Source organism: Flavobacterium panici, assembly GCF_024499525.1.
GTDB classification, from domain to species: domain Bacteria; phylum Bacteroidota; class Bacteroidia; order Flavobacteriales; family Flavobacteriaceae; genus Flavobacterium; species Flavobacterium panici.
The window spans coordinates 548,200-567,955 of record NZ_CP100437.1 but is presented as its reverse complement, the minus strand read 5'-3'; the positions used below and the strand labels follow the sequence as shown (position 1 = coordinate 567,955).

Here is a 19,756-nt window from a genome sequence, read left to right as displayed (position 1 = left end):
TCCAAAACCGAACAAAAATGAAAAAGACAAACGCATCAATATTAATCATCGACGATCAGGAAGACATTCTTTTTGCATCAAAAGTCTACCTGAAAAAGTATTTTGAGAACATTCACACACTTAATAATCCGAAAAAAATAGTCGAATTATTGTCAAAAAATGCCATTGATGTCGTTTTGCTCGATATGAATTACAGAATAGGTTTTGAAGATGGAAGAGAAGGTTTATACTTGCTGAAAGAAATAAAAACGCTTTCGCCGAAAACTGTTGTGATTTTAATGACTGCTTTTGGAAAAGTAGAAACTGCCGTTGAAGGTTTAAAATCGGGCGCTTTTGATTATATCTTAAAACCTTGGGAAAACAAAAAGCTTTTAGAATCTGTAAAACAAGCCGTTGACAAATCCCGAAAAGAACAAAAAAAGAACAAAGAGATTGAAACCCATAATGACTTTTTTATCGGCACTTCTGAAATAATAAAAAAAGCATATTTGCTGGCCGATAAAGTGGCAAAAACTGATGCCAATGTTTTGATTCTTGGAGAAAACGGAACCGGAAAATTTGTTTTGGCACATCATATTTACAGCCAGTCCGAAAGAAAAAACAATCCATTTGTAGCCGTTGATTTAGGTTCGTTGAATTCGAATATTTTCGAAAGTGAATTATTCGGCTACGCAAAAGGTGCTTTTACCGATGCAAAAACAGATACGCCCGGACGTTTTGAAATGGCGCAGAACGGAACTATTTTTTTAGATGAAATAGGAAACGTTCCACTGCATTTGCAATCTAAATTATTGCAGGTTATTCAAACCAAAACCGTAACAAGATTGGGAGAAACTAAAGCAAGACCTTTGAATGTTAGAATCATTACGGCAACCAATTTAAATCTAAAACTGGAAGTTGCAGATAAAAATTTCAGGGAAGATTTGTATTATCGCATTAATACGATGGAGATTGTACTGCCGCCGCTTCGGGAACGAAACGAAGATAAAATTCCGCTGGCAGAATATCTTCTCGATAAAATGATTGAAAAATACGGAAGAAGTGAAATTACTTTTGATAAAAAAGTTTTGGAACAAATTGAAAAACATGCATGGAACGGAAACATCCGCGAAATGGAAAATAAAATTGAACGGGCTGTTATTCTTTGTGAAAACAATACAATCACAGTTTCTGATTTAGATTTAGAAACCATAACTCCTTATGATGAAAACCCGGATGATATTCAGCTTTCTTCTGTAGAAAAGGCGACGATTGAAAAAGCGCTTCTTAAGCACAGTAATAATATCAGTAAAACTGCCGATGAATTAGGTTTGTCAAGAGGTTCTTTGTACAGACGTTTAGAGAAATATAACATCAATATTAACTAGTATGTTTAAAACACTGCAAACTTATAAACTGCTCTTTTTTCGATTGATAGCCATTGTTTTGGGAATCGAAATTTCGATTTATTTCTTTAAAATCGATTTGCTGTTTACAGGAATATTTGGCTTTTTTATTGTTTTTCTGCTCATTCGCGAAATGTATTTTTATGTTCGCAATTTTGTTTTGCTTTACGATAAAACAATTTCTTCTATTCTGCACAATGATTTTTCATCTGATTTTACCAAACATAAAGTCAATAAAAATTATGGTGATTTGTTTCAATTGTACGATACTTTAAAATGCAGACAAAACGAACAGATTTCAAAAGATATTATTTACAGCTCTATTTTAAATAATATCGAAACCGGAATTATCATTTTAGAAAAACAAGAAAATGACTGGGATATATTTTTGATGAATGATTATTTCTCGTCTCATTTTAATGTTCCCAAAGTTTCAAAATGGAAATATCTTAAAAATCAATTACCATCACTTTGTGAAATTATTGAAGAAGATGATTTTCATGAAATAAAAACGTCTGTTGAAATTAGTATAAACGAACAAGCCGCACAAACATTTGTTTTACAAGCATCCAAAACAGAAATTTATGAACGCGAATATTGTATCGTTTTGCTCGATTCTATTCAAAATGTAGTTGAGAAAAAAGAAAAAGACGCGTGGGTAAATTTGATGAAAGTGATCTCGCATGAACTTTTAAATTCGATAACGCCCATTCGTTCCATTTGTCAAAACCTGCAGGATTTAGTAGAGCAGGATTCACTTTCGGCAGAAGATTTAGAAGATATCAAAAACAGCGTCGAAACCATGTTAAGACGAAGTGATCATTTGCAGAAATTTGTTGAAGGTTACCGAAAATTAGCCATGCTTCCGTCTCCAAAAAAACAAAAAATAGAGCTGCATCCTTTGATTGAAAATTGTCTGCAAATCATGAATCCATTATTTAAAAAAGACGGAATTGAAGTTGTAAACTCAATTTCACTAAAACGCCCAATTAATGTTGACCCGCAGCAAACGGAACAGGTTATTATTAATCTTTTAACGAATTCTGTTTACGCATTAAAAAATACAACTCAAAAACAAATTCTAATTTCGGCGGAAGCCAAAGAAAACAGAACTTACATTAAAATCACCGACAACGGAAGTGGAATTGAAAAAGAAATTGAAAATAAAGTTTTCCTGCCTTTCTTCACCACGAGAAACGAAGGCGCCGGAATTGGTTTAACGCTTTCTAAAAATATTATAGAAGCGCATGGCGGTTATGTTTCGTTTAAAACTGAGAACGGGAAAACGGTTTTTGAGATTTGTTTGGTGGAGGGATGAAGTTATTGATGATAAGGTTCGGTGAAGATATTTCTTATATTAGCTCATGAAATAAGTTAAAAGTATTTAAATGAAACACATTACTAAAGATATAATACTGAATATTGCATGGATTCTGTGCTTCAGTTTATTGGCCTATTTACAAATTGGACGGCTGAAAGAACCATGGGAAAAATCACTATTCGCAACACTTAGTATAATTACAGTATTATTATTCATAAAAAATGTAAGCAGGATTAAATATTATACGCTCATTGATGATGTTTTAACTATTCGTCAAATATTCTCGAAGCCGAAACAATACAGTTTAAAAACAGTTTCAAGTTGGAGTGAAAATCAGTATGAATTATTTGGTTTTAAAACGGGACGAAATATAATTTTAAAAACAAAAGAAGGATTAAAAATCAATTTAGTCAAAAGGAATTCTAAAGATTTTGAAAAGCTTTCAGATTATTTAAATGAAAATTTTCCTGAATCGTTTGAAAAAGAGTAGATAAAAATTGATTATTATTAGTTTAGTCCCTACGGGACAAATATTTCGGTTTGATTGTTTTTTCTACCGATATTTAACTCCTAACGGAGTATTTCGTAGAAATTAAATATCGGTAGAAAAAGAAGATCCAATAAATGAATAATACTCCGTTAGGAGTTAAATATCGGTAGAATAAAAAAGGAACCCGCAAAGAATATCCCGTAAGGGATTATATATAAAACGAACCAAATGATAAAAAATATACTCGTTCTTATTTTTAGTTTTTGCTTAACTGCGGGCTTTTCACAAAATGATATAAAAGAAAATAGCGATGAGTTTATTAATTCACAAATTGAATCTAAAATACCTGATTTAAAATCCTTAGTTGAATCAAATGTAATGAATCCATTTACAAAGAAATTGTATTCAGATTTTGCAATTGACACTTTTAGAATTGGATATTATTTTAGAAATAAGAACAGGAAAGTTCCTGTAAATTATAAACAACAAGTTGATTTAGTTAAGCATGTGACAAGCAGGTATGAAAAAGTAATTAATAAATACTATCAATTATTAAAGGCGAAGTCAACTGAAACGCAGAAAAAAGCTCTGATAAAATCTCAAAATGCCTGGGAAATTTTTAAGAAAGAAGAATCTCTATGGATTTTAACCCGCTTAAGAGATGATTGGTTTGATTATAATTATTATTTAGATTATTGTAATATCATAAAACAAAGAATGATAATATTGTTTAATTGTTACATTGATTTTGAAGAACATGGGAATTATTGAAATGCATGTGTACTATATTTGTCTAGTCCCTACGGGAGGACAAATATTTCGGTTTGATTGTTTTTTTCTACCGATATTTAACTCCTAACGGAGTATTTCGTAGAAATTAAATATCGGTAGAAAAAAGAAGAACCAATAAATGAATAATACTCCGTTAGGAGTTAAATATCGGTAGGAAAGAATAAGAACCCAATAAAGAATATCCCGTAGGGATTATACTCATATCTAATAAAAAACCTCCGAAGTTATTCTTCAATAATTTTTTTTCGATGTTCTATACCCCAATCGGTCAAATTATTGATAATTGTCTGCAGTGTTTTTCCATGATCTGTAAGTACATAGTGAACACTTACAGGCTGTGTGTCTAGAACCAATCTCTTAATTAGTTTATTTATTTCCAGCTCTTTTAATTCCTTACTCAGCATTTTGTTTGAAATGCCCACAACATCATTCAGGATATCTGAGAACCTTCTTTCGTTATAATAACAAATAGAAGAAATAATAGATATTTTCCATTTTCCGCTCAACACATCCATTGAATCCTGGACAGCCATCATCTCTTTTTTGTGCTTCTCTTTTTCACGTACTACACATTCCATAAGGTTACTTTGTTACTTCAAGGTTACTGTTACTTTTAGTTACAAAGTTACTAAAATAAATTAAACTGACATAAATTTGCATCAGTAACATAATTTAAAATTATAAAAATGAGCAAATTAAAAAATAAAGTAGCAATAATTACAGGCGCTTCAAAAGGAATTGGCGCTTCTATTGCTAAATATTTTGCAGCAGAAGGTGCAAAAGTTGTAGTGAATTACGCATCAAGCAAAGAAGATGCTGACAAAGTAGTAAAAGCGATAAAAGATAACGGCGGAACAGCAATTGCAGTTCAGGGCGATGTTTCAAACGAATCTGATGTGACAAGACTTTTTGAAGAAACCAAAAATGCTTTTGGAACATTAGATATTTTGGTAAACAATGCAGGAATTTACCAATATGCACCAATTGAAGAATTGTCTGCACAATCTTTCCATTCGCAATTTAATATCAATGTTTTAGGATCATTACTTTCTATTCAGGCGGCTTTAAAATTGTTTGGAGAAAAAGGCGGTAACATTATTAATATAAGTTCAGAAGCAGGTAAATCACCACTTCCAACAGGATCTGTATATTCTGCCACTAAAGCAGCTTTAGACGCTATTACAATTTCTTTGTCTAAAGAATTTATCGGAAGAAATATCAGAATCAATTCTATTTTACCGGGAATAGTAGAAACAGAAGGTTCACATTCTGCAGGTTTTATTGGCAGTGAAGCCGAAACAAAATTTGTTGCCAGTACACCTCTTGGCCGTACCGGACAACCGGAAGATATTGCAAAAGTAGCCGTATTTCTAGCGTCTGACGATTCAGGGTGGATTACCGGAGAGAAAATTTCTGTTTCGGGAGGGATTTTCGGATTATAATTTATTTCCAATTTTTAAAAGAACAAAATGAGCAAATTAAAAAATAAAGTAGCCGTAATTACTGGAGGTAATAGCGGAATAGGTTTTGGTATTGCAGAAGCATTCAAAAATGAAGGCGCTTCTGGAACTATAACCGGAAGAAATGAAGTAACATTAAATAACGCTGTAGCAGCTTTAAAATCAGATTTTATAGGTATTGCCGGAGATGTAACCAAAAGTGATGACTTAGAAAATATATTTAAAAAGACTTCTGATAAATTCGGAAAAATAGATGTATTGGTAGTAAATGCCGGCGGTGTTGTCGACGGCCTTCCTATGGCTGATATCGAAAATATTACCGAAGAAGGTTATGACCGATATATGGATTTGAATTTGAAAAGTTCTTATTTCACCGTAAAAAAAGCACTTCCGTATTTAAATGATGGTGCATCAATAATACTAATTGGATCAAGTGCGGCACATCGGGCAGCACCGGGAATGGCAATTTATTCAGCAGCAAAAGCAGCAATTATATCATTGGCAAAAGGTTTATCATTAGATTTATTACCAAGAAAAATACGTGTAAATACACTTTCCCCCGGATCTATAGACACGCCAGTATTTGGAAAATTAGTGCCGGAGGAACACTTAGATGCTGTAAAACAAATGTGGATAGACATTACTCCTGTAGGCAGACAAGGCCTTCCATCTGACATTGGAAACGCTGCTGTATTTTTGGCATCAGATGATTCTGCTTTTATAGTGGGAACAGAAATCTTATCAGATGGCGGTTTAACCAATATCAGTTTAATGAAATAAAATAGTAACATCTTTTAAAATGAAAAACTCCAAAATCAAATGACTTTGGAGTTTTTTATTTTATCTGATTATTTTTAAATATGCGGTATAAACATCATCTTTAATAGAAGTTCGCATATAATACAAATCTTCATCTTTGGTGCTTAAATCAAATTTAATTAAACCGGCATCACAATAATAAAATATAGTATCATCAACCGGAAATTCAATATTTGAAATGGGCTGGGTTGTTAGTTTTAATTCGAATGCAATTTCGCCATTGTTTATGTCCAGCTGAAAAAGTCTTCCTTTTTTAGTATAACCCCAAATATTATCACTGTCTTCGGTTATATATTCTACATTGTCATTTTGAAAATCCCTTTTCCAAATTTGAGTTCCTGTTTTTGAATCTACCGCATATACAGAAGAAACTGTTGTGCCTTGGGCAGCAAAATATAATTTTTTGTCTTTGGTAAAAATACGTTCCTTAATATTATATTGATCTTCAGGTAATTTAAATTGCCATAAAATGTCCAGTTTATCTGGAGTTAACGCAAAAAGTATATCTTTTTCATTGGCTATAAATACATTTTCACCATCGGTTACAGGTTTGCTGTGCATACTTTGGTCAAAGCTTTTTTGAGTAAGAACTTTTCCTGTATTGGCATCAAAAACATATAAATTAGTCGCACTTGGAACAAAAACTTTGTTATTAAAAAACAATACCGGAATATCGTTAGTTGGAGTATCCAGCTTGTAAGTCCATGCTAAACTTCCATCTTTTGTATCAAGAGCATAAATATTACTGCCTCCGTTTTGGTTTTGAGCCGTTATATATAATTTTCCATTATTTACAACCGGAACCTGATCTTTAAGAACAATTTGATCTGTGATATTTCCTAATCTTGATTTCCAAAATACATCACCACTTTGATTATCTACGGCAACAATTTCACCATTTATAAATGGAATGTACACAACGCCATTAGCGATAGTTACTTTATTGGCGCACATTTCGGTAAAAGGACTTGTCGCTTTTACAGTCCAGCCAATTTGTTCAGATTCTAAATCATATGAAAAAAGAGCACCGTCGTAATCATAAATTAAAATTGACGCTTCGTCTAAAGGAACTTTTTTAAGTGCGCTTACAACTTTATTGGTGACCTGTTCAGTAGGCGGTAAAGTTTTATTATTAGTATTCGTAGTTTTTGATGCGGCTGGCGTTTGCCCAAACGTATTTATAACAGCAAATACAAATAAAAGAGTTATTAGGTTTGTTTTCATTTTTAAGATTTGGGTTGATGATTTGATTTTCTTTTCAGCAAAAAAGCTGCCAAACAAAATAATATCCAGATCAAATATAGTTAAAAATTGTTACAGGGTTTTAGAAGTTATTAAAGATGGAAACGGCTAACAACCCTAATTGAAAATCTCCAAAAAATATTACAAAAGAATCTCCAATGAATGACGAAGTTTGTTTAGTTTTATCGGATGAACAAAAAAACATTGGAATTGCTCTCCTGTTTTTTGGGAATATTATATAAAAGCCATTAAAAAACTTAAAATGAAAATCGTAAAATTATTTTTAATTGTACTTGTTTTTGCATCATGTAAAAAACAAACTGAATTTATAAAAACGCAAACTATTCAATCAGAAGTAGACAATTTAAAAACTAAATTAGAAATAGAGAAATTCATTCAAAAAAGTGATACGAATTACAAAAAATACAAATTAAAAATTCTTCAGGATTTTAATAGACATTATGAGAATGATAGTGCCAATAAAATTTTAGCAAATAAGCTTAATGTCAAAACATTTTATACAAAAGCTGATTTTGATAATAATGGTTACACAGATTTACTCGCTATTGGAGATAATCATACATGTTATGGAGAAGGAGAAAAATCATGTAGTTTCTCGCCAATTGTAGTAATGAATTTTGGAAAAAATAAAACCAAAATATTTAATATTGATTTAGAGTGGGGAAAATCAATAGTGCCAAAAGTTGAATATATAGATTCTCAGCCTTTTTTAGTTGTTTACAAGAAAAAATTAGTGGATTGGCAAAAGAAAAGTTATTCAGAATTAAGAACTGTTTTAACTTTCAAATTTGGAAATTTTATTGAATATAATGAAAATCCAAAAAAGAATAAAATTACCAAAATTGAATTTAGTACTTCGGGTTGTTTTGGTACTTGTCCGGTTTATAAATTAACATTAAACAGAGATTCCTTATCAGTATTTAATGCCCGATATTATAACTTCAATGAAAATGAAAATATTACTTATGGTAAAGAAGAAGGAACATTTTCGACAAAGATTAGTAAAACTGAATTTGATAAATTAGAAGAATATTTAAATTACTGTGATTTTGAAAATTTAAATAAGGAATATTATGTGATGCATACTGATGATGAAACAGGAGATTTAAAAATAACTTTTAATAATGGTAAAGTAAAAACTATAAGTGATTATGGAATGGTTGGGACTTACAGTTTAAAAAACCTTTATGAAAAGCTGGCGAAACTAAGATTTAGCGAAAAATGGAAGAAAAATTAATTAACCGAGCTGAGGCGAGTGTTTCACTTATTTATAAACTGTATTCACGAATGAGGCATTCGCTTCAGCAGGGTTAATTAATTTTATTACTTAACAACCGCCTTTGCGAGGAATACGTTTAAAAATTACTTTATTATCTCGTTCTACATAGCTGCCCGATATTATGGGATAGGAATACTTAGGCGCGTATGATACACCGTTGCTTTTTAAAATTATTGTGTCGTTAACTTTCAGGCTGTACAATTGCTGAAGCTGAGACTTTTCCAGCTCAAATCTAAGAATATAATCTTCACCATCAATCCTGGCCATCACTCCAAAGCCTAATAGCGATCCTGGCGGAAGAGAAAGAGACGTTATAACAGCCTCCATATTGGTATTCTTGCTTATTTTAGCAGCGCCGGCAAGCACTTTTTTACCTCGGGGAGACATTTCCCAGTTTTTGAATTTTACACCATCTGGGGTTGCTTCCCATTTTTTTAATTTGGCTTTGCTTTCAGCAATGGAGAGTATTTTTTGGATTGGTTTTTTAGGATTTTCATTTTTAGTTTCACAATTTGTAAAAACTAATCCACTTACCACAACCAGCGGTAAGATCAGCGCATAAATGATTTTTTTCATATTTTTTATAGGTTTAATTAAAATAGATCTATCTCCAGATAAATCTTGTTCATGTAAAGCATTCTTTTTATTTTTCACAATCTTTAAAGCTGTTGCAACAAAATTACTTTGATATATTTCAGCCTGAGGAATTTAGATTGTAAATAAAAATGTAAACTTTGTAAATAAAAACTTGACACGATGCATCATAGTCGAAATCTCCTGTACGGAAAAGGCAAGTACATCTTTGGATTGATACTGCTTTTGTTTATATCTGCAATTTGCACAGTTTTCAGTAAGACTGATAGTGACGAGTTTGCTATTGCAAGAAGAGAAATTTTACTTCGCAGAATTGGACATGAATTACTCTTACAATCGGGAGATAAAACATCAAGAGTTCTTCCTGTAAAAAAAATTGCTGAAAATGAGTACCAGATCAGGTTTGAAAATGAGTTTACTTTTCAAACGGACTCTTTGGTCAATATTACACAACGTTTGTTAGCCCAAGATCCACTCGCACGTGATTATGTTGTTAATGTAGTAAACTGTGAAAATACCAGTGTAGCTTATGGATATGCTATATCAAAAAATAAGAAAGATGATATTGTACCATGCAAAGGAAGAAAGCAACCCAAAGCATGTTACATGATTAACATCAAATTTAAACCACTTGGTATATATACAGCAAAGAATAAATATTTTTTGGTAGGCGGTTTGTCATTTTTAGCATTTGTTGGATTTATTTTTTTTAGATCTGCTAAACCGAAAGTAACTTTACCTAACGATTCTACTAGTTTGTTCACTTTAGGCTCGGTAGTATTTGATGCGAAAAATCGTAAGCTAATCATAAATGAAAAGACATTAGACCTCACCGGAACAGAAACCCGTTTATTACTCATTTTTGCATCATCTCCTAACGAAACCATTGAAAGAAGCCGACTGCAAAAAGAGATATGGGAAGATGAAGGTGTTATTGTCGGTCGCAGTCTGGATATGTTCATATCAAAACTTAGAAAAAAACTGGAACATGATCCGAATGTCCAAATTGTGGTTATACGCGGAAAAGGGTATAAGCTTAATATTACTTCTTAGAAAGAGATTCTTATAATAGTACCTGCTGTGCTAGCAGTGAATATTTTTTGGTTTTTCCATTATGCATATTTACAAGGGCATACAAAACGATCAATGCTCAAATCTTTATTAACGGATGCTAGGTTTAGCATTCGTTTTACCATTCTCTGGGCGAAATTAGTTCTTCTCCATCAGCATTAAATCCATAAGATTTTGCAATAATGCCAAAATCTTGTCCAATCGATTCTCTTGCACCAGTTTCAATTTCACTGTCATGTTCAAAAAATTCATCCTGCAATTCATTTATCTTTATTGTCGCAGAATGTGTTAACGTATAGAGTTCATCCAGATTTTTTGGAGACGTTTTTTCGATATCAAAACATAGGTTAATAAGTATTGTCTTTATTTTATCGACAAGAAATTTTGGGAAATATGAGTCTGCATACATATCTTTTAAAAAGACATAATCTTTCATTTTCTCATTTTTTAAATCCTTCTGGGTTATTATTTCTTGATTTTTCGAATGCTGACCATTACATGAAATTAAAATCAGGGAAACTATTGCTATTATATAACTTTTCATTTTTATAAATTTTCTATCATATTTTAAAAGGATTTTTCACTCTGCGAGACGCTCGTGCCAGCAGGGGAGAAATTCATTTTGGGAATTTTAATAAATATATAAAAAAGCTCCATTAGAAATAATGGAGCTTTTACATGTTTTGTAAAAAGTTATTTTCCTTTTACTATTTTTTCAAGATATTCGACTTTGTCTTTTTCGGCCTGAATTAAACGTTCATAAAGTTTTTCCTTTTCTTCGTAAAGTTCTACAACTTTATCAAGTGGATTAAAGCTTGGTTGAACATTAATTGAATTAATTGTTGAACTATCGTGACTAGTATTGGTAAAAGTATTGTTCATGATATTCAATACCATATCATCACAATAATTTTTAATTGCTTCTACGGTTACACCAAGTGCTTTTGCAACTTCTGCAAGTTTTGTATCATCTATAGTTTCGCTGTTTTCAATTGCTGAAACTGTTTGCTGGCTAGTGCCTAAAGCTTGTGCCAATGCTTCCTGCTTCATATCACGAAGTTCACGGATACGGCTTATGTTTCTTCCGATATGTTTTGGTCTTGATAGTGTGCTCATAATTCAAAGATAATAATTAAGTATAATAAACCGGAATTGTAAAAAACATAATTTAAAATGTAGTTTACAAGTGTTCTTTGGGAGCGGTAAACAAAAATACAATTTTTCTGATAAGTATTTTGAATTTAAACCGAAGCACTTTTACTCTGTTTTATTTCTATCAATAAGATTTGCCATATTAGAATTAAACAACGGAAGATTTTCATCTAAAGAAGAAAAGAAATCAAGATCGGCATTTTCTACTTCAATAAGAGCTTTTTGCAAAATTGTTTCGCCTGTATTTGTTAATCGAATAGTTTTTGCCCTTGTATCAGTTTCATGTTCATGTCTGGTAATAAAACCTTTTTCTTCCAGCGTTCGCAATACTTTTGAAACCATCATTCTGTCAGAATTACTCTGATTCGCAATATCAATTTGTGTTACAGAATCACTTTTTTTTGAAAGCCAGCCCAAAGCAGCCAGCAGCACAAATTGAGTCTGAGTTAAATCTAACGGATCTAAAACTTTTTTTAGTTTGCGCTGCCAAAGCATTGTTAGTTGTCCAAGTAAATACCCCGGGCTGTCTTTTGGACTTTTAAAATGAAAATTAATTTCCTTAGCCATAATAATTTTGAAGCATTTGTGTCAGTATTAAAAATCAAGTTTGTTGATTTCAAAGATAGCCATCAGAACCTTTAGTAAATTGGATAACACAATTTTTTTCTTCCTTAATCTGTTTCTAAAATTATTGATATTTACTTTTATTTTGTCTCCAAAAAAGTAAGTTTATAACCGTCAAGATCTTTTACGTGGAAAGCTTTTCCAAACGGAGTTTCTATAATTGGTCCCGCTGTTGTTATTCCGTTTTCGATAAATTTCTCTTTTAATTCGTCTACATTTTCAGTAACAGCAAACCAAAGTGCTACGCCAACTCCTAATTCTCGATCTTCTAAAGGTTCAAGCGGAGTACGAATAGCAAAACTTGCTTTTCCTTCGTTGTATTTAAAAATACAAGCCTGCGGATTAGTATTTCCAATTTCAAAACCTAATTTCTTTTCGTAGAAGTCTTTTGATGCTTCTAAATTTTTTACCTGTAGTGATGCAAATGTAAGTTCTCTCATTTTTTTTAAAATTAAATTGTTGTCGCAAATATAATATACACGACAACAATATGCAAATAAATTTGCTTTTTTGTTTTTAATTTTTAGAAGTTACACAATCTTGTCATTTCGACTGAAAGGAGAAATCGCACCAGAAATTCTACAAAGTATGTCACCAATCTTTGTCGATTCCCGAGTGCGATTTCTCCTTTCAGTCGAAATGACAATGCTTTGCGTTTATTAGATTAATGTAAAAGATGCGGAGAAAAAAAATAGACATAAAAAAACTCCTTAAGAAAATTAAGGAGCTTATTTAAGAACTTTTTTATGATGGGAAGAACTGTTCGTTAAATCGATCAAAACCTATAACCTACATTAAGTTCAATTTTATTCACAATATTATGATCTGTTTTGTTTGCATTAAATAATAAGGCTCCATAACCGATGTTTAGTTCAAAAATAAATCCACTTTTTGTGGCCCATTTTCCACCTAAACCTGCGCCAAGAGCAAAATCATAAACATCAGGATTTTCAATAAAAGTAGAATGATCTTCTGAATCATATATTTTTTTTCCATCGATGGAAGTAAACATTCCAAATCCTTCAACAAAAAAACCGGAACCGTATTTCTTTCCAAAATACCTTCTGTAGTATGGCGAGATAGAATAATTTAAATCTTCATTGTTTGTATTATCATATACCTTAAAAAAAGAAAGTCCCAATGAGGACTTATGGTTTAAATGCCTTTCGTAACCTATCTCAAAAGATCCAGTTAAAGGAGCAAGTGCATTTAATTTAACTTCATTATTTTTCTGATAAGGATTTGAATCAATTTCATTTTGAGCCTGAACAGAAAAAAATGAAAGAACCATAAAAGTTGCCAAGTAATTTTTCTTCATAAAATTAGATTTGTTTAAGTAGGGTAAACATATAATAATTTATTTCTGAAGATGTTAAAATGTGTTAAGCGGCTTGTTAAATAATATCCAAATTAAAACAACGGATTTTAGTGATTATAATTTCAGGTCGGGTTTGTAATAGTAAAACAAGGAATAATATTTCTGATGTGCTAGCGCGAGCGTCTCGCTCGTGAACACACAGATATGCACGAGCGAGACGCTCGCGCCAGCAGCAGAAATTTCAATTAAATTAATTCCTTTTTTAAGATCTGTTATTTATTATATTCGTCAAAAATAATTATGGACTAAATCATATTGATTAGGTTTTAAGATTACAATAAAATTAAACTGCAAAAAAATAAAGAAGAATGAATGAACATCATGAAGGATTTTTGAAAATTTTAGCCGAATTAACTGAAATCGAAAATAGATTAAAAGCTACAGAAACTTATAAAATTCTTGATAATATTTCTGATCTATATTTAGAGAATGGAAAGGTTAATGCCTATATCAAAATGGATGAAGTAAATAAAGAGAAAAACCTGACTACTAATAATTATAAAGATTTAATTGATATTTATTTTTATGAGAATAAATTATTAATTAAAAATGAAAAGGATAAAGCGATAATTGATCTAATCGAATTATTTAGCGGTGGATTTGAGGATGATGCCTTAGATTATCTTGAAAAATTTGCTTACAGCACTTGTGATGAGCAGCCTTATGCATTAAGCATTTTATTGTTATTAGCGAAAATTGAAAAAAGAACTGAAAAAACAATTCAAAATATAAGAATAGGATTTAATTCTTTTGATGATCAAATTAAGGATTTTGTTATCAATTATTCTTCTGCTTTATTTCCAGATAAAAAAATAAATTTTGTTTCGATTAATCAAAACGCTCAACACAATAATATTAAACATTTAGAGAACACTTTTAGAGAAGAAAGAGATCAAAAAAAGTGGTGGGAATTCTGGAAATAAAAGCAAGTCAATAAAAAACTCCTTAAGAAATTAAGGAGTTTTTTATTGAATTTGTTTATTGTGATTAGATAAAACGTTTGTAAAGTTTTTCTAGAAGAAAAATTGAGCTTTATAAAAAGTAGATCGTAAAGCTACAAATCGAACATGTTTCTTACCGATTTGTAGCTATTATGGTAAATCACTGTTAATAGTATTTTTAATTATAATACTCTGATATTGTAATAATTGTGTTTTTTTCTTTTTCTGAAATTTCTATCCCTTCAGAAATTAAATTGTCTTCTGGATCATCATCTTCAAACTCCAAAAAAAATGATGAATTACTATTATCAATTTTTTTAAATTGACCTTCAATAAGCTTGTTACAATAATTATTAAATTTAAATTTACAGGCTACATCGTTAATTTTTCTTATCAAAGTACTGTCTAATTCCTTATTTGGGTAAATATTGGTTTTAATTTCTACTGAACTGGCAAAATGGTCACAGCCGCCTTTATACACAGTTAGGGTATCACCATTGTATATTAATGTCGCTTTGTTACTTTTTGAATCCCAAACATATTTTTTGATTTCAAGTTCACTCAGCCATTCTTCTGTTATTTTTTTGTAATTGTCATCAAATACACAATCTGAATCGTTTTCTAATTCATCATCTATTTTAACAACCGAATCGGATTTAATATTTTTAATTATAGTGTTTTTTATTTGTGTCTTTTTTTCTGTACAAGAAAGACTTATAATTAATATTAATACAGAATAGAATGTTTTTTTCATAAAATTACTCTTAAATAGGATATATGTTTAATGAGGTTCGGCTTATTTACCTCAAAATTGGGTTGGTATGTCTAAAGAATGCTGGTGTTTTTTTGGTTTAAAAATAGAACTTTTATTTGATAAAACTTCAAGCGTGTCTCTTATCTGTTTAATACTTTTTCCTGCTCGCGCATAAAAAAGGAATCGCATGATTTTAAGGTTTTAGATATTTTTTGAATAAGCATAAAAAAAGTCCTAATTTTCATTAGGACTTTTTTGTGGGGAGAGCAGGATTCGAACCTGCGAAGTTCACACAGCAGATTTACAGTCTGCCCTCGTTGGCCGCTTGAGTATCTCCCCAAATATTAAGGTGGATTTATAATCCTTGAACATTCGTAAAAGCGTAAAAAAAACTCCTTAATTTCTTAAGGAGTTTCTTGGTGGGCGATGAGGGGTTCGAACCCCCGACCCCCTCGGTGTAAACGAGGTGCTCTGAACCAGCTGAGCTAATCGCCCTATTTTACTAGGTTGCTATCGTTTGTGATTGCGAGTGCAAATATACGCTAGTTTTTGAGTTCTGCAAAGAAAATCGAATAAAAAATAAAACTTTTTTAAAAATAAACTATATCTCTCTGTTTATGAATTTGTTATTAAATCGGTTTTTTTAGACTTTTTTCTAAGATTTAAGTTTTAATTGTTACAAAGGCAATTCGGCAACGACAAAAGTGCTTCCGCCAACATAAATAAAATCATTTTTTGAAGCAATTTGTTTGGCTTTCGCGAAAGCGCTTTCAACAGAATCGTATTTTTCTCCAATTAAATTAAATTTTTCTGCTGCATTTTGCAAAGTTTCAGTCGGTAAACCTCTTGCCGAATTCGGACTGCAAAAATAATATTGCGCCTCTTTTGGGAAAAGCGGTAAAATAGAATCTAAATCTTTATCATTTACAACACCCAAAACAATATGCAGTTTTTCATATTTTTCATTTTGAAGCTGATTCATTACAACAGCTAATCCGTGTTTGTTGTGTGCCGTGTCACAGATAATTTTTGGGTTTTCGCCAAGCTGCTGCCATCTTCCTTGTAAACCTGTATTTTTTACAACATTCAATAAACCTTCTTTTAATTGTTCTGTCGAAACTTTAAAATCGGTCTGATTGTTCAGAATCGAAATCGTCTGCTGAACCGTCTTTTTATTATGAAACTGATAATCTCCAATTAAGTCAGACAAATAAATTTGATCAATTAAATCTGAAGCAAAAGAAATCGGCGCGTTGTTTTCTTCGGCTTTAGCCAAAAATACAGGCTGAGTTTCATCTGTATATTCGCCAATAACAACCGGAACATTTGGTTTAATAATTCCGGCTTTTTCGCCCGCAATAGCTTCAAGTGTATTTCCTAAAAATTGAGTGTGATCTAAACCAATATTCGTAATTACCGAAACCAAAGGCGTAATAATATTAGTCGCGTCCAGTCTTCCGCCCAAACCAACTTCAATAATGGCAATATCTGTTTTTTCAAAAACGAAATAATCAAACGCCAAACCAACCGACATTTCGAAGAAACTCATATCATTAGCTTCAAAAAAATCTTTGTGTTTGGAGATGAACTCGCAAACAAAATCTTCTGAAATTTCCTGACCGTTTACTTTAATCCTTTCCCTGAAATCTTTTAAGTGCGGTGACGTATACAAACCCACTTTATAACCCGCTTCCTGCAAAACCGAAGCCAGCATGTGCGAAGTTGATCCTTTTCCGTTTGTTCCCGCAACGTGAATCGTTTGTAATTTCTTTTCGGGATTACCAAGATGTTCTGCCAGTAACTTGATGTTTGTCAGGTCTTCTTTGTATGCCGAAGCACCCTGAAGCTGATACATTGGTAATTGATTAAACATCCAGTTTGTTGTTTCCTGATAGTTCATTTTATTTGGATAAAATAGTTGCTGATTGAAATAATTTCCAGTTTTTTTAGTTTAATATAACAATGAAAATTATCTTTATTGCAAAATTGAAATATTTTTTAGAATTAATTATTAAAAACCAGAATTAAAATATGTTTAGCTACATTCAATTACAAGCTGATACTCTCGCAAACGCCTCAAACGTAGTGATCGAAAAAATTGCTCACCCAGAAACCGAAATTTCTGTTTTAGGATTTATCTTAAAAGGAGGTTTCTTCTTAATACCAATCGCACTTTTATTGTTTTACACGATTTACGTAATTTTTGAACGCTACTTATATATCCAAAAAGCGTCAAGAATTGATGCCAGATTAATGCAGGATGTTGGCGATAAATTACATGCCGGAAACATTGAATTAGCCAGAACAATTGTAGAAAGAAACGATACAGCTGTTGGAAATATTTTAAAAGAAGGCGTTTTAGTAATTGGAAGACCAATTGCAGAAATCGAATCCAATATGGACCGCGCTGCCGATATTGAAATTGGTGAAATGGAAAGACGTTTAGGTCATTTAGGACTTATTGCGGGTATTGCGCCAACTCTTGGTTTCATCGGAACTATTTCTGGGGTAATTAAAATTTTCTACAGTATTTCGGTTACAGAAAATATCAGTATCGGAAATATTTCCGGAGGTTTATACGAAAAAATGATCAGTTCCGGTTCTGGACTTATCGTGGGAATTATTGCCTATAGTGCTTACCACTTACTGAACGGAAAAATTGATGATTTTGCTTTAAAAATTCAGAAACAGATATTAGAATTTGTAAACATAATTCAAAGATCATAAGGTATGTCGATTAAGAGAAAAAGAAGATTTCACGCTGAGGTTGCGACTTCATCTTTAAGTGACATTATGTTTTTCCTGTTGTTGTTTTTCCTAATTATCTCAACACTGGCAAATCCGAATGTTATTAAGATGACGCTTCCAAAAGCGAAATCAAATGAAAAAACAAATAAACAATTAATCAGTTTATCGGTTACAGAAGACAAACAGTTTTATATCGACAAACAGCCCGTTGCTTTTGAAGAATTAGAAACTACTTTAATGAATAAAATTGGAGCAGATAAAGATCAAACTGTCGTAGTTAGAATTCCATTTAATTTGCAAGTTCAGGATTTAGTTGATGTATTGCAGATAGGAGTGAAGAATAACTTGAAGTTTGTAATTGCTACGAGTCCAAAGTAAAATTATAATTAGGGCGTGACCACAATAAAAAAATGGGCGAATCAACGTTATGCTGATTGGCCCATTTTTTTATTGTGGTCGTCCCGATAGCTATCGGGAGCGCTACTTCGGTAGCAAGCTTCTATCCCTCACGCGAAACAACACAATCAAAGTCCTTGCGAGGAACGAAGCAAGCTCACTTCTATAAGTAAGCGCAATTTTGTCATTTCGACCGAAGGGAGAAATCTCCGCAAGTAACTCCGCAACGTGAATCTAATCTTTGTCGAGCTTCTTGCGGAGATTTCTCCCTTCGGTCGAAATGACAAACTGGACGAAAAAAGGCTTTCAGATTCAGAAAACCTTTTTGTATAATAACAGATTTCGTGAAAATCCGTGAAATTCGTGTTTTAATTCAAGTTAAAATTATAAATAATCTTTCCAACTTGTTTTGCGGCTGCATTTTCATCGGCAGACCATTTTGTGTTTAATGCGGCTATTTTTGCTTGTTCTAATAAACAACTTGCCTTGTTTGTAGTTCCTTTTATTCCGGCAGTTGCACTCACGGTTTTCCCATTTTGATCGACCGTAACTTCGACTACAACTGTTCCTTCTTCATTACAAGTATATTTCGGTGCAGGTTTAGATAATGCTTTTCGACCATTTAAAGAATATCCTGATCCTCCGCCCGAACCACCGCCGCTTCCTGGTCCGTAACCGCTTCCTGTACCAATTCCATTTCCGGTTCCGTTACCGCCTCCGGTTCCTCCGCCTGAGCCGCCAGATCCGTAATAACCGCTGGAACCTAAGCTTCCGTTTACTTTTCCTTTATTTCCAGACGCTTTATCATCGCCGTCGCCGCCTTTTTTCGAACCTTTTAAAATGCTTGACAAAGCATCGTTTGTAGAATTTGAAACTTTAGGTTTTTCAGGAACAGGTTTTTGTATTGGTTTTTCAACCGGAACAGGTTTCTTAGGTTTTTCTTTTACAGGAATAACAACATCCGTTTCATCAGCTTTTGTATTTTCCTGAGAAATAATAGCTTCTTCTTCAACTGCTTTTGCCGGAGTTTGTTTTACTTCATTTTTCACCTCCAGAACTTCGCTTTTATAATTGGCTCCCGAACCTAAATCGCTGTCGCCAAAATTTACCGTTACGCCGCCACCGCCGCCACCGCCATCTGCAAGTGCGACGTTGTTTTCAGGATTGTATGGAGGCCAAAAACGTATAAAAAACAGCAATAGAATGATTGCCGCATATATAGCAGTTGTGAGTAGTAATGATTTCTTTTTATCTGAAGAAATAGTGAAACTCATTGTAATTCTGAATTT

The 19,756-nt window shown here is 32.2% G+C and carries 22 protein-coding genes and 2 tRNA genes; 11 read left to right on the top strand and 13 right to left on the bottom strand.

The window, feature by feature from the left end; translation table 11 throughout:
* The first annotated feature begins 17 nt into the window (after window positions 1-17).
* The 4 genes from NLJ00_RS02685 to NLJ00_RS02670 all read left to right on the top strand — a co-directional run bounded on the left by NLJ00_RS02685 (window position 18) and on the right by NLJ00_RS02670 (window position 3,967).
* The gene (locus tag NLJ00_RS02685) at window positions 18-1,367 is read left to right on the top strand and encodes a sigma-54-dependent transcriptional regulator (RefSeq protein WP_256636139.1); all 1,350 of its coding nucleotides are present in this window, start codon (window positions 18-20) and stop codon (window positions 1,365-1,367) included.
* 1 nt (window position 1,368) lies between these two features.
* Entirely contained in the window at window positions 1,369-2,703 is a 1,335-nt protein-coding gene (locus tag NLJ00_RS02680) for a sensor histidine kinase (RefSeq protein ID WP_256636138.1), read from the top strand.
* Between the two features lie 70 nt (window positions 2,704-2,773).
* The gene (locus NLJ00_RS02675; RefSeq protein WP_256636137.1) at window positions 2,774-3,196 is read left to right on the top strand and encodes a hypothetical protein; all 423 of its coding nucleotides are present in this window, start codon (window positions 2,774-2,776) and stop codon (window positions 3,194-3,196) included.
* A 228-nt stretch (window positions 3,197-3,424) separates the two neighbouring features.
* Window positions 3,425-3,967: a lysozyme inhibitor LprI family protein gene (locus tag NLJ00_RS02670; protein ID WP_256636136.1), complete on the top strand. Its 543-nt coding sequence runs from the start codon at window positions 3,425-3,427 to the stop codon at window positions 3,965-3,967.
* A gap of 245 nt (window positions 3,968-4,212) precedes the next feature.
* Here the strand turns inward: NLJ00_RS02670 and NLJ00_RS02665 are convergent, their stop codons facing one another.
* Window positions 4,213-4,566, bottom strand: a complete 354-nt coding sequence (locus NLJ00_RS02665) for a winged helix-turn-helix transcriptional regulator (protein ID WP_053470752.1) — start codon at window positions 4,564-4,566, stop codon at window positions 4,213-4,215.
* 108 nt (window positions 4,567-4,674) lie between these two features.
* Here NLJ00_RS02665 and NLJ00_RS02660 point away from each other — a divergent pair, with 108 nt between their 5' ends.
* Window positions 4,675-5,430 (top strand): SDR family NAD(P)-dependent oxidoreductase, encoded by a 756-nt coding sequence (locus NLJ00_RS02660; protein WP_053470753.1) that lies wholly within the window; start codon window positions 4,675-4,677, stop codon window positions 5,428-5,430.
* 27 nt (window positions 5,431-5,457) lie between these two features.
* Window positions 5,458-6,228 (top strand): SDR family NAD(P)-dependent oxidoreductase, encoded by a 771-nt coding sequence (locus tag NLJ00_RS02655; RefSeq protein ID WP_256636135.1) that lies wholly within the window; start codon window positions 5,458-5,460, stop codon window positions 6,226-6,228.
* 60 nt (window positions 6,229-6,288) lie between these two features.
* On the opposite strand, the gene NLJ00_RS02650 is transcribed toward NLJ00_RS02655, so the two are convergent.
* The gene (locus NLJ00_RS02650) at window positions 6,289-7,491 is read right to left on the bottom strand and encodes a PQQ-binding-like beta-propeller repeat protein (RefSeq protein WP_256636134.1); all 1,203 of its coding nucleotides are present in this window, start codon (window positions 7,489-7,491) and stop codon (window positions 6,289-6,291) included.
* Between the two features lie 280 nt (window positions 7,492-7,771).
* Here NLJ00_RS02650 and NLJ00_RS02645 point away from each other — a divergent pair, with 280 nt between their 5' ends.
* Entirely contained in the window at window positions 7,772-8,767 is a 996-nt protein-coding gene (locus NLJ00_RS02645; protein WP_256636133.1) for a DUF6438 domain-containing protein, read from the top strand.
* A gap of 90 nt (window positions 8,768-8,857) precedes the next feature.
* Here the strand turns inward: NLJ00_RS02645 and NLJ00_RS02640 are convergent, their stop codons facing one another.
* Complete coding sequence (locus NLJ00_RS02640) at window positions 8,858-9,463, bottom strand: hypothetical protein (protein WP_256636132.1); 606 nt, start codon at window positions 9,461-9,463, stop codon at window positions 8,858-8,860.
* A 102-nt stretch (window positions 9,464-9,565) separates the two neighbouring features.
* Here NLJ00_RS02640 and NLJ00_RS02635 point away from each other — a divergent pair, with 102 nt between their 5' ends.
* Entirely contained in the window at window positions 9,566-10,456 is an 891-nt protein-coding gene (locus tag NLJ00_RS02635) for a winged helix-turn-helix domain-containing protein (protein ID WP_256636131.1), read from the top strand.
* 136 nt (window positions 10,457-10,592) lie between these two features.
* On the opposite strand, the gene NLJ00_RS02630 is transcribed toward NLJ00_RS02635, so the two are convergent.
* The 5 genes from NLJ00_RS02630 to NLJ00_RS02610 all read right to left on the bottom strand — a co-directional run bounded on the left by NLJ00_RS02630 (window position 10,593) and on the right by NLJ00_RS02610 (window position 13,568).
* Complete coding sequence (locus NLJ00_RS02630; protein WP_256636130.1) at window positions 10,593-11,018, bottom strand: DUF5713 family protein; 426 nt, start codon at window positions 11,016-11,018, stop codon at window positions 10,593-10,595.
* A 149-nt stretch (window positions 11,019-11,167) separates the two neighbouring features.
* Complete coding sequence (locus NLJ00_RS02625; protein ID WP_256636129.1) at window positions 11,168-11,590, bottom strand: helix-turn-helix domain-containing protein; 423 nt, start codon at window positions 11,588-11,590, stop codon at window positions 11,168-11,170.
* Between the two features lie 141 nt (window positions 11,591-11,731).
* A complete protein-coding gene (locus NLJ00_RS02620) occupies window positions 11,732-12,193 on the bottom strand; it encodes a MarR family winged helix-turn-helix transcriptional regulator (RefSeq protein ID WP_256636128.1) in 462 nt (153 codons plus the stop codon).
* Window positions 12,194-12,330: 137 nt separating this feature from the next.
* Window positions 12,331-12,690 carry a VOC family protein gene (locus NLJ00_RS02615; RefSeq protein ID WP_256636127.1) on the bottom strand — a complete coding sequence of 120 codons (360 nt, stop codon included), beginning with the start codon at window positions 12,688-12,690 and terminating at the stop codon, window positions 12,331-12,333.
* A 335-nt stretch (window positions 12,691-13,025) separates the two neighbouring features.
* A complete protein-coding gene (locus tag NLJ00_RS02610) occupies window positions 13,026-13,568 on the bottom strand; it encodes a DUF3575 domain-containing protein (protein ID WP_256636126.1) in 543 nt (180 codons plus the stop codon).
* Window positions 13,569-13,936: 368 nt separating this feature from the next.
* Between NLJ00_RS02610 and NLJ00_RS02605 the strand changes: the two genes are divergently transcribed.
* Window positions 13,937-14,551, top strand: coding sequence for a hypothetical protein (locus tag NLJ00_RS02605; protein WP_256636125.1), 615 nt, complete (start codon window positions 13,937-13,939; stop codon window positions 14,549-14,551).
* Window positions 14,552-14,747: 196 nt separating this feature from the next.
* Here NLJ00_RS02605 and NLJ00_RS02600 read toward each other — a convergent pair whose 3' ends face one another.
* From NLJ00_RS02600 to NLJ00_RS02585, 4 genes are all read right to left on the bottom strand, one after another.
* Window positions 14,748-15,323: a hypothetical protein gene (locus NLJ00_RS02600; RefSeq protein WP_256636124.1), complete on the bottom strand. Its 576-nt coding sequence runs from the start codon at window positions 15,321-15,323 to the stop codon at window positions 14,748-14,750.
* 258 nt (window positions 15,324-15,581) lie between these two features.
* Window positions 15,582-15,662, bottom strand: a tRNA-Tyr gene (locus NLJ00_RS02595).
* Between the two features lie 78 nt (window positions 15,663-15,740).
* Window positions 15,741-15,818: transfer RNA gene (locus NLJ00_RS02590), tRNA-Val, on the bottom strand.
* Between the two features lie 181 nt (window positions 15,819-15,999).
* Entirely contained in the window at window positions 16,000-17,223 is a 1,224-nt protein-coding gene (locus NLJ00_RS02585) for a bifunctional folylpolyglutamate synthase/dihydrofolate synthase (RefSeq protein ID WP_256636123.1), read from the bottom strand.
* 131 nt (window positions 17,224-17,354) lie between these two features.
* On the opposite strand from NLJ00_RS02585, the gene NLJ00_RS02580 reads away from it, so the two are divergent.
* Complete coding sequence (locus NLJ00_RS02580) at window positions 17,355-18,050, top strand: MotA/TolQ/ExbB proton channel family protein (RefSeq protein WP_057124348.1); 696 nt, start codon at window positions 17,355-17,357, stop codon at window positions 18,048-18,050.
* A gap of 3 nt (window positions 18,051-18,053) precedes the next feature.
* Window positions 18,054-18,449, top strand: coding sequence for an ExbD/TolR family protein (locus tag NLJ00_RS02575; RefSeq protein WP_053470764.1), 396 nt, complete (start codon window positions 18,054-18,056; stop codon window positions 18,447-18,449).
* A 386-nt stretch (window positions 18,450-18,835) separates the two neighbouring features.
* Here the strand turns inward: NLJ00_RS02575 and NLJ00_RS02570 are convergent, their stop codons facing one another.
* A complete protein-coding gene (locus NLJ00_RS02570) occupies window positions 18,836-19,741 on the bottom strand; it encodes an energy transducer TonB (protein WP_256636122.1) in 906 nt (301 codons plus the stop codon).
* Window positions 19,742-19,756 lie beyond the last annotated feature (15 nt).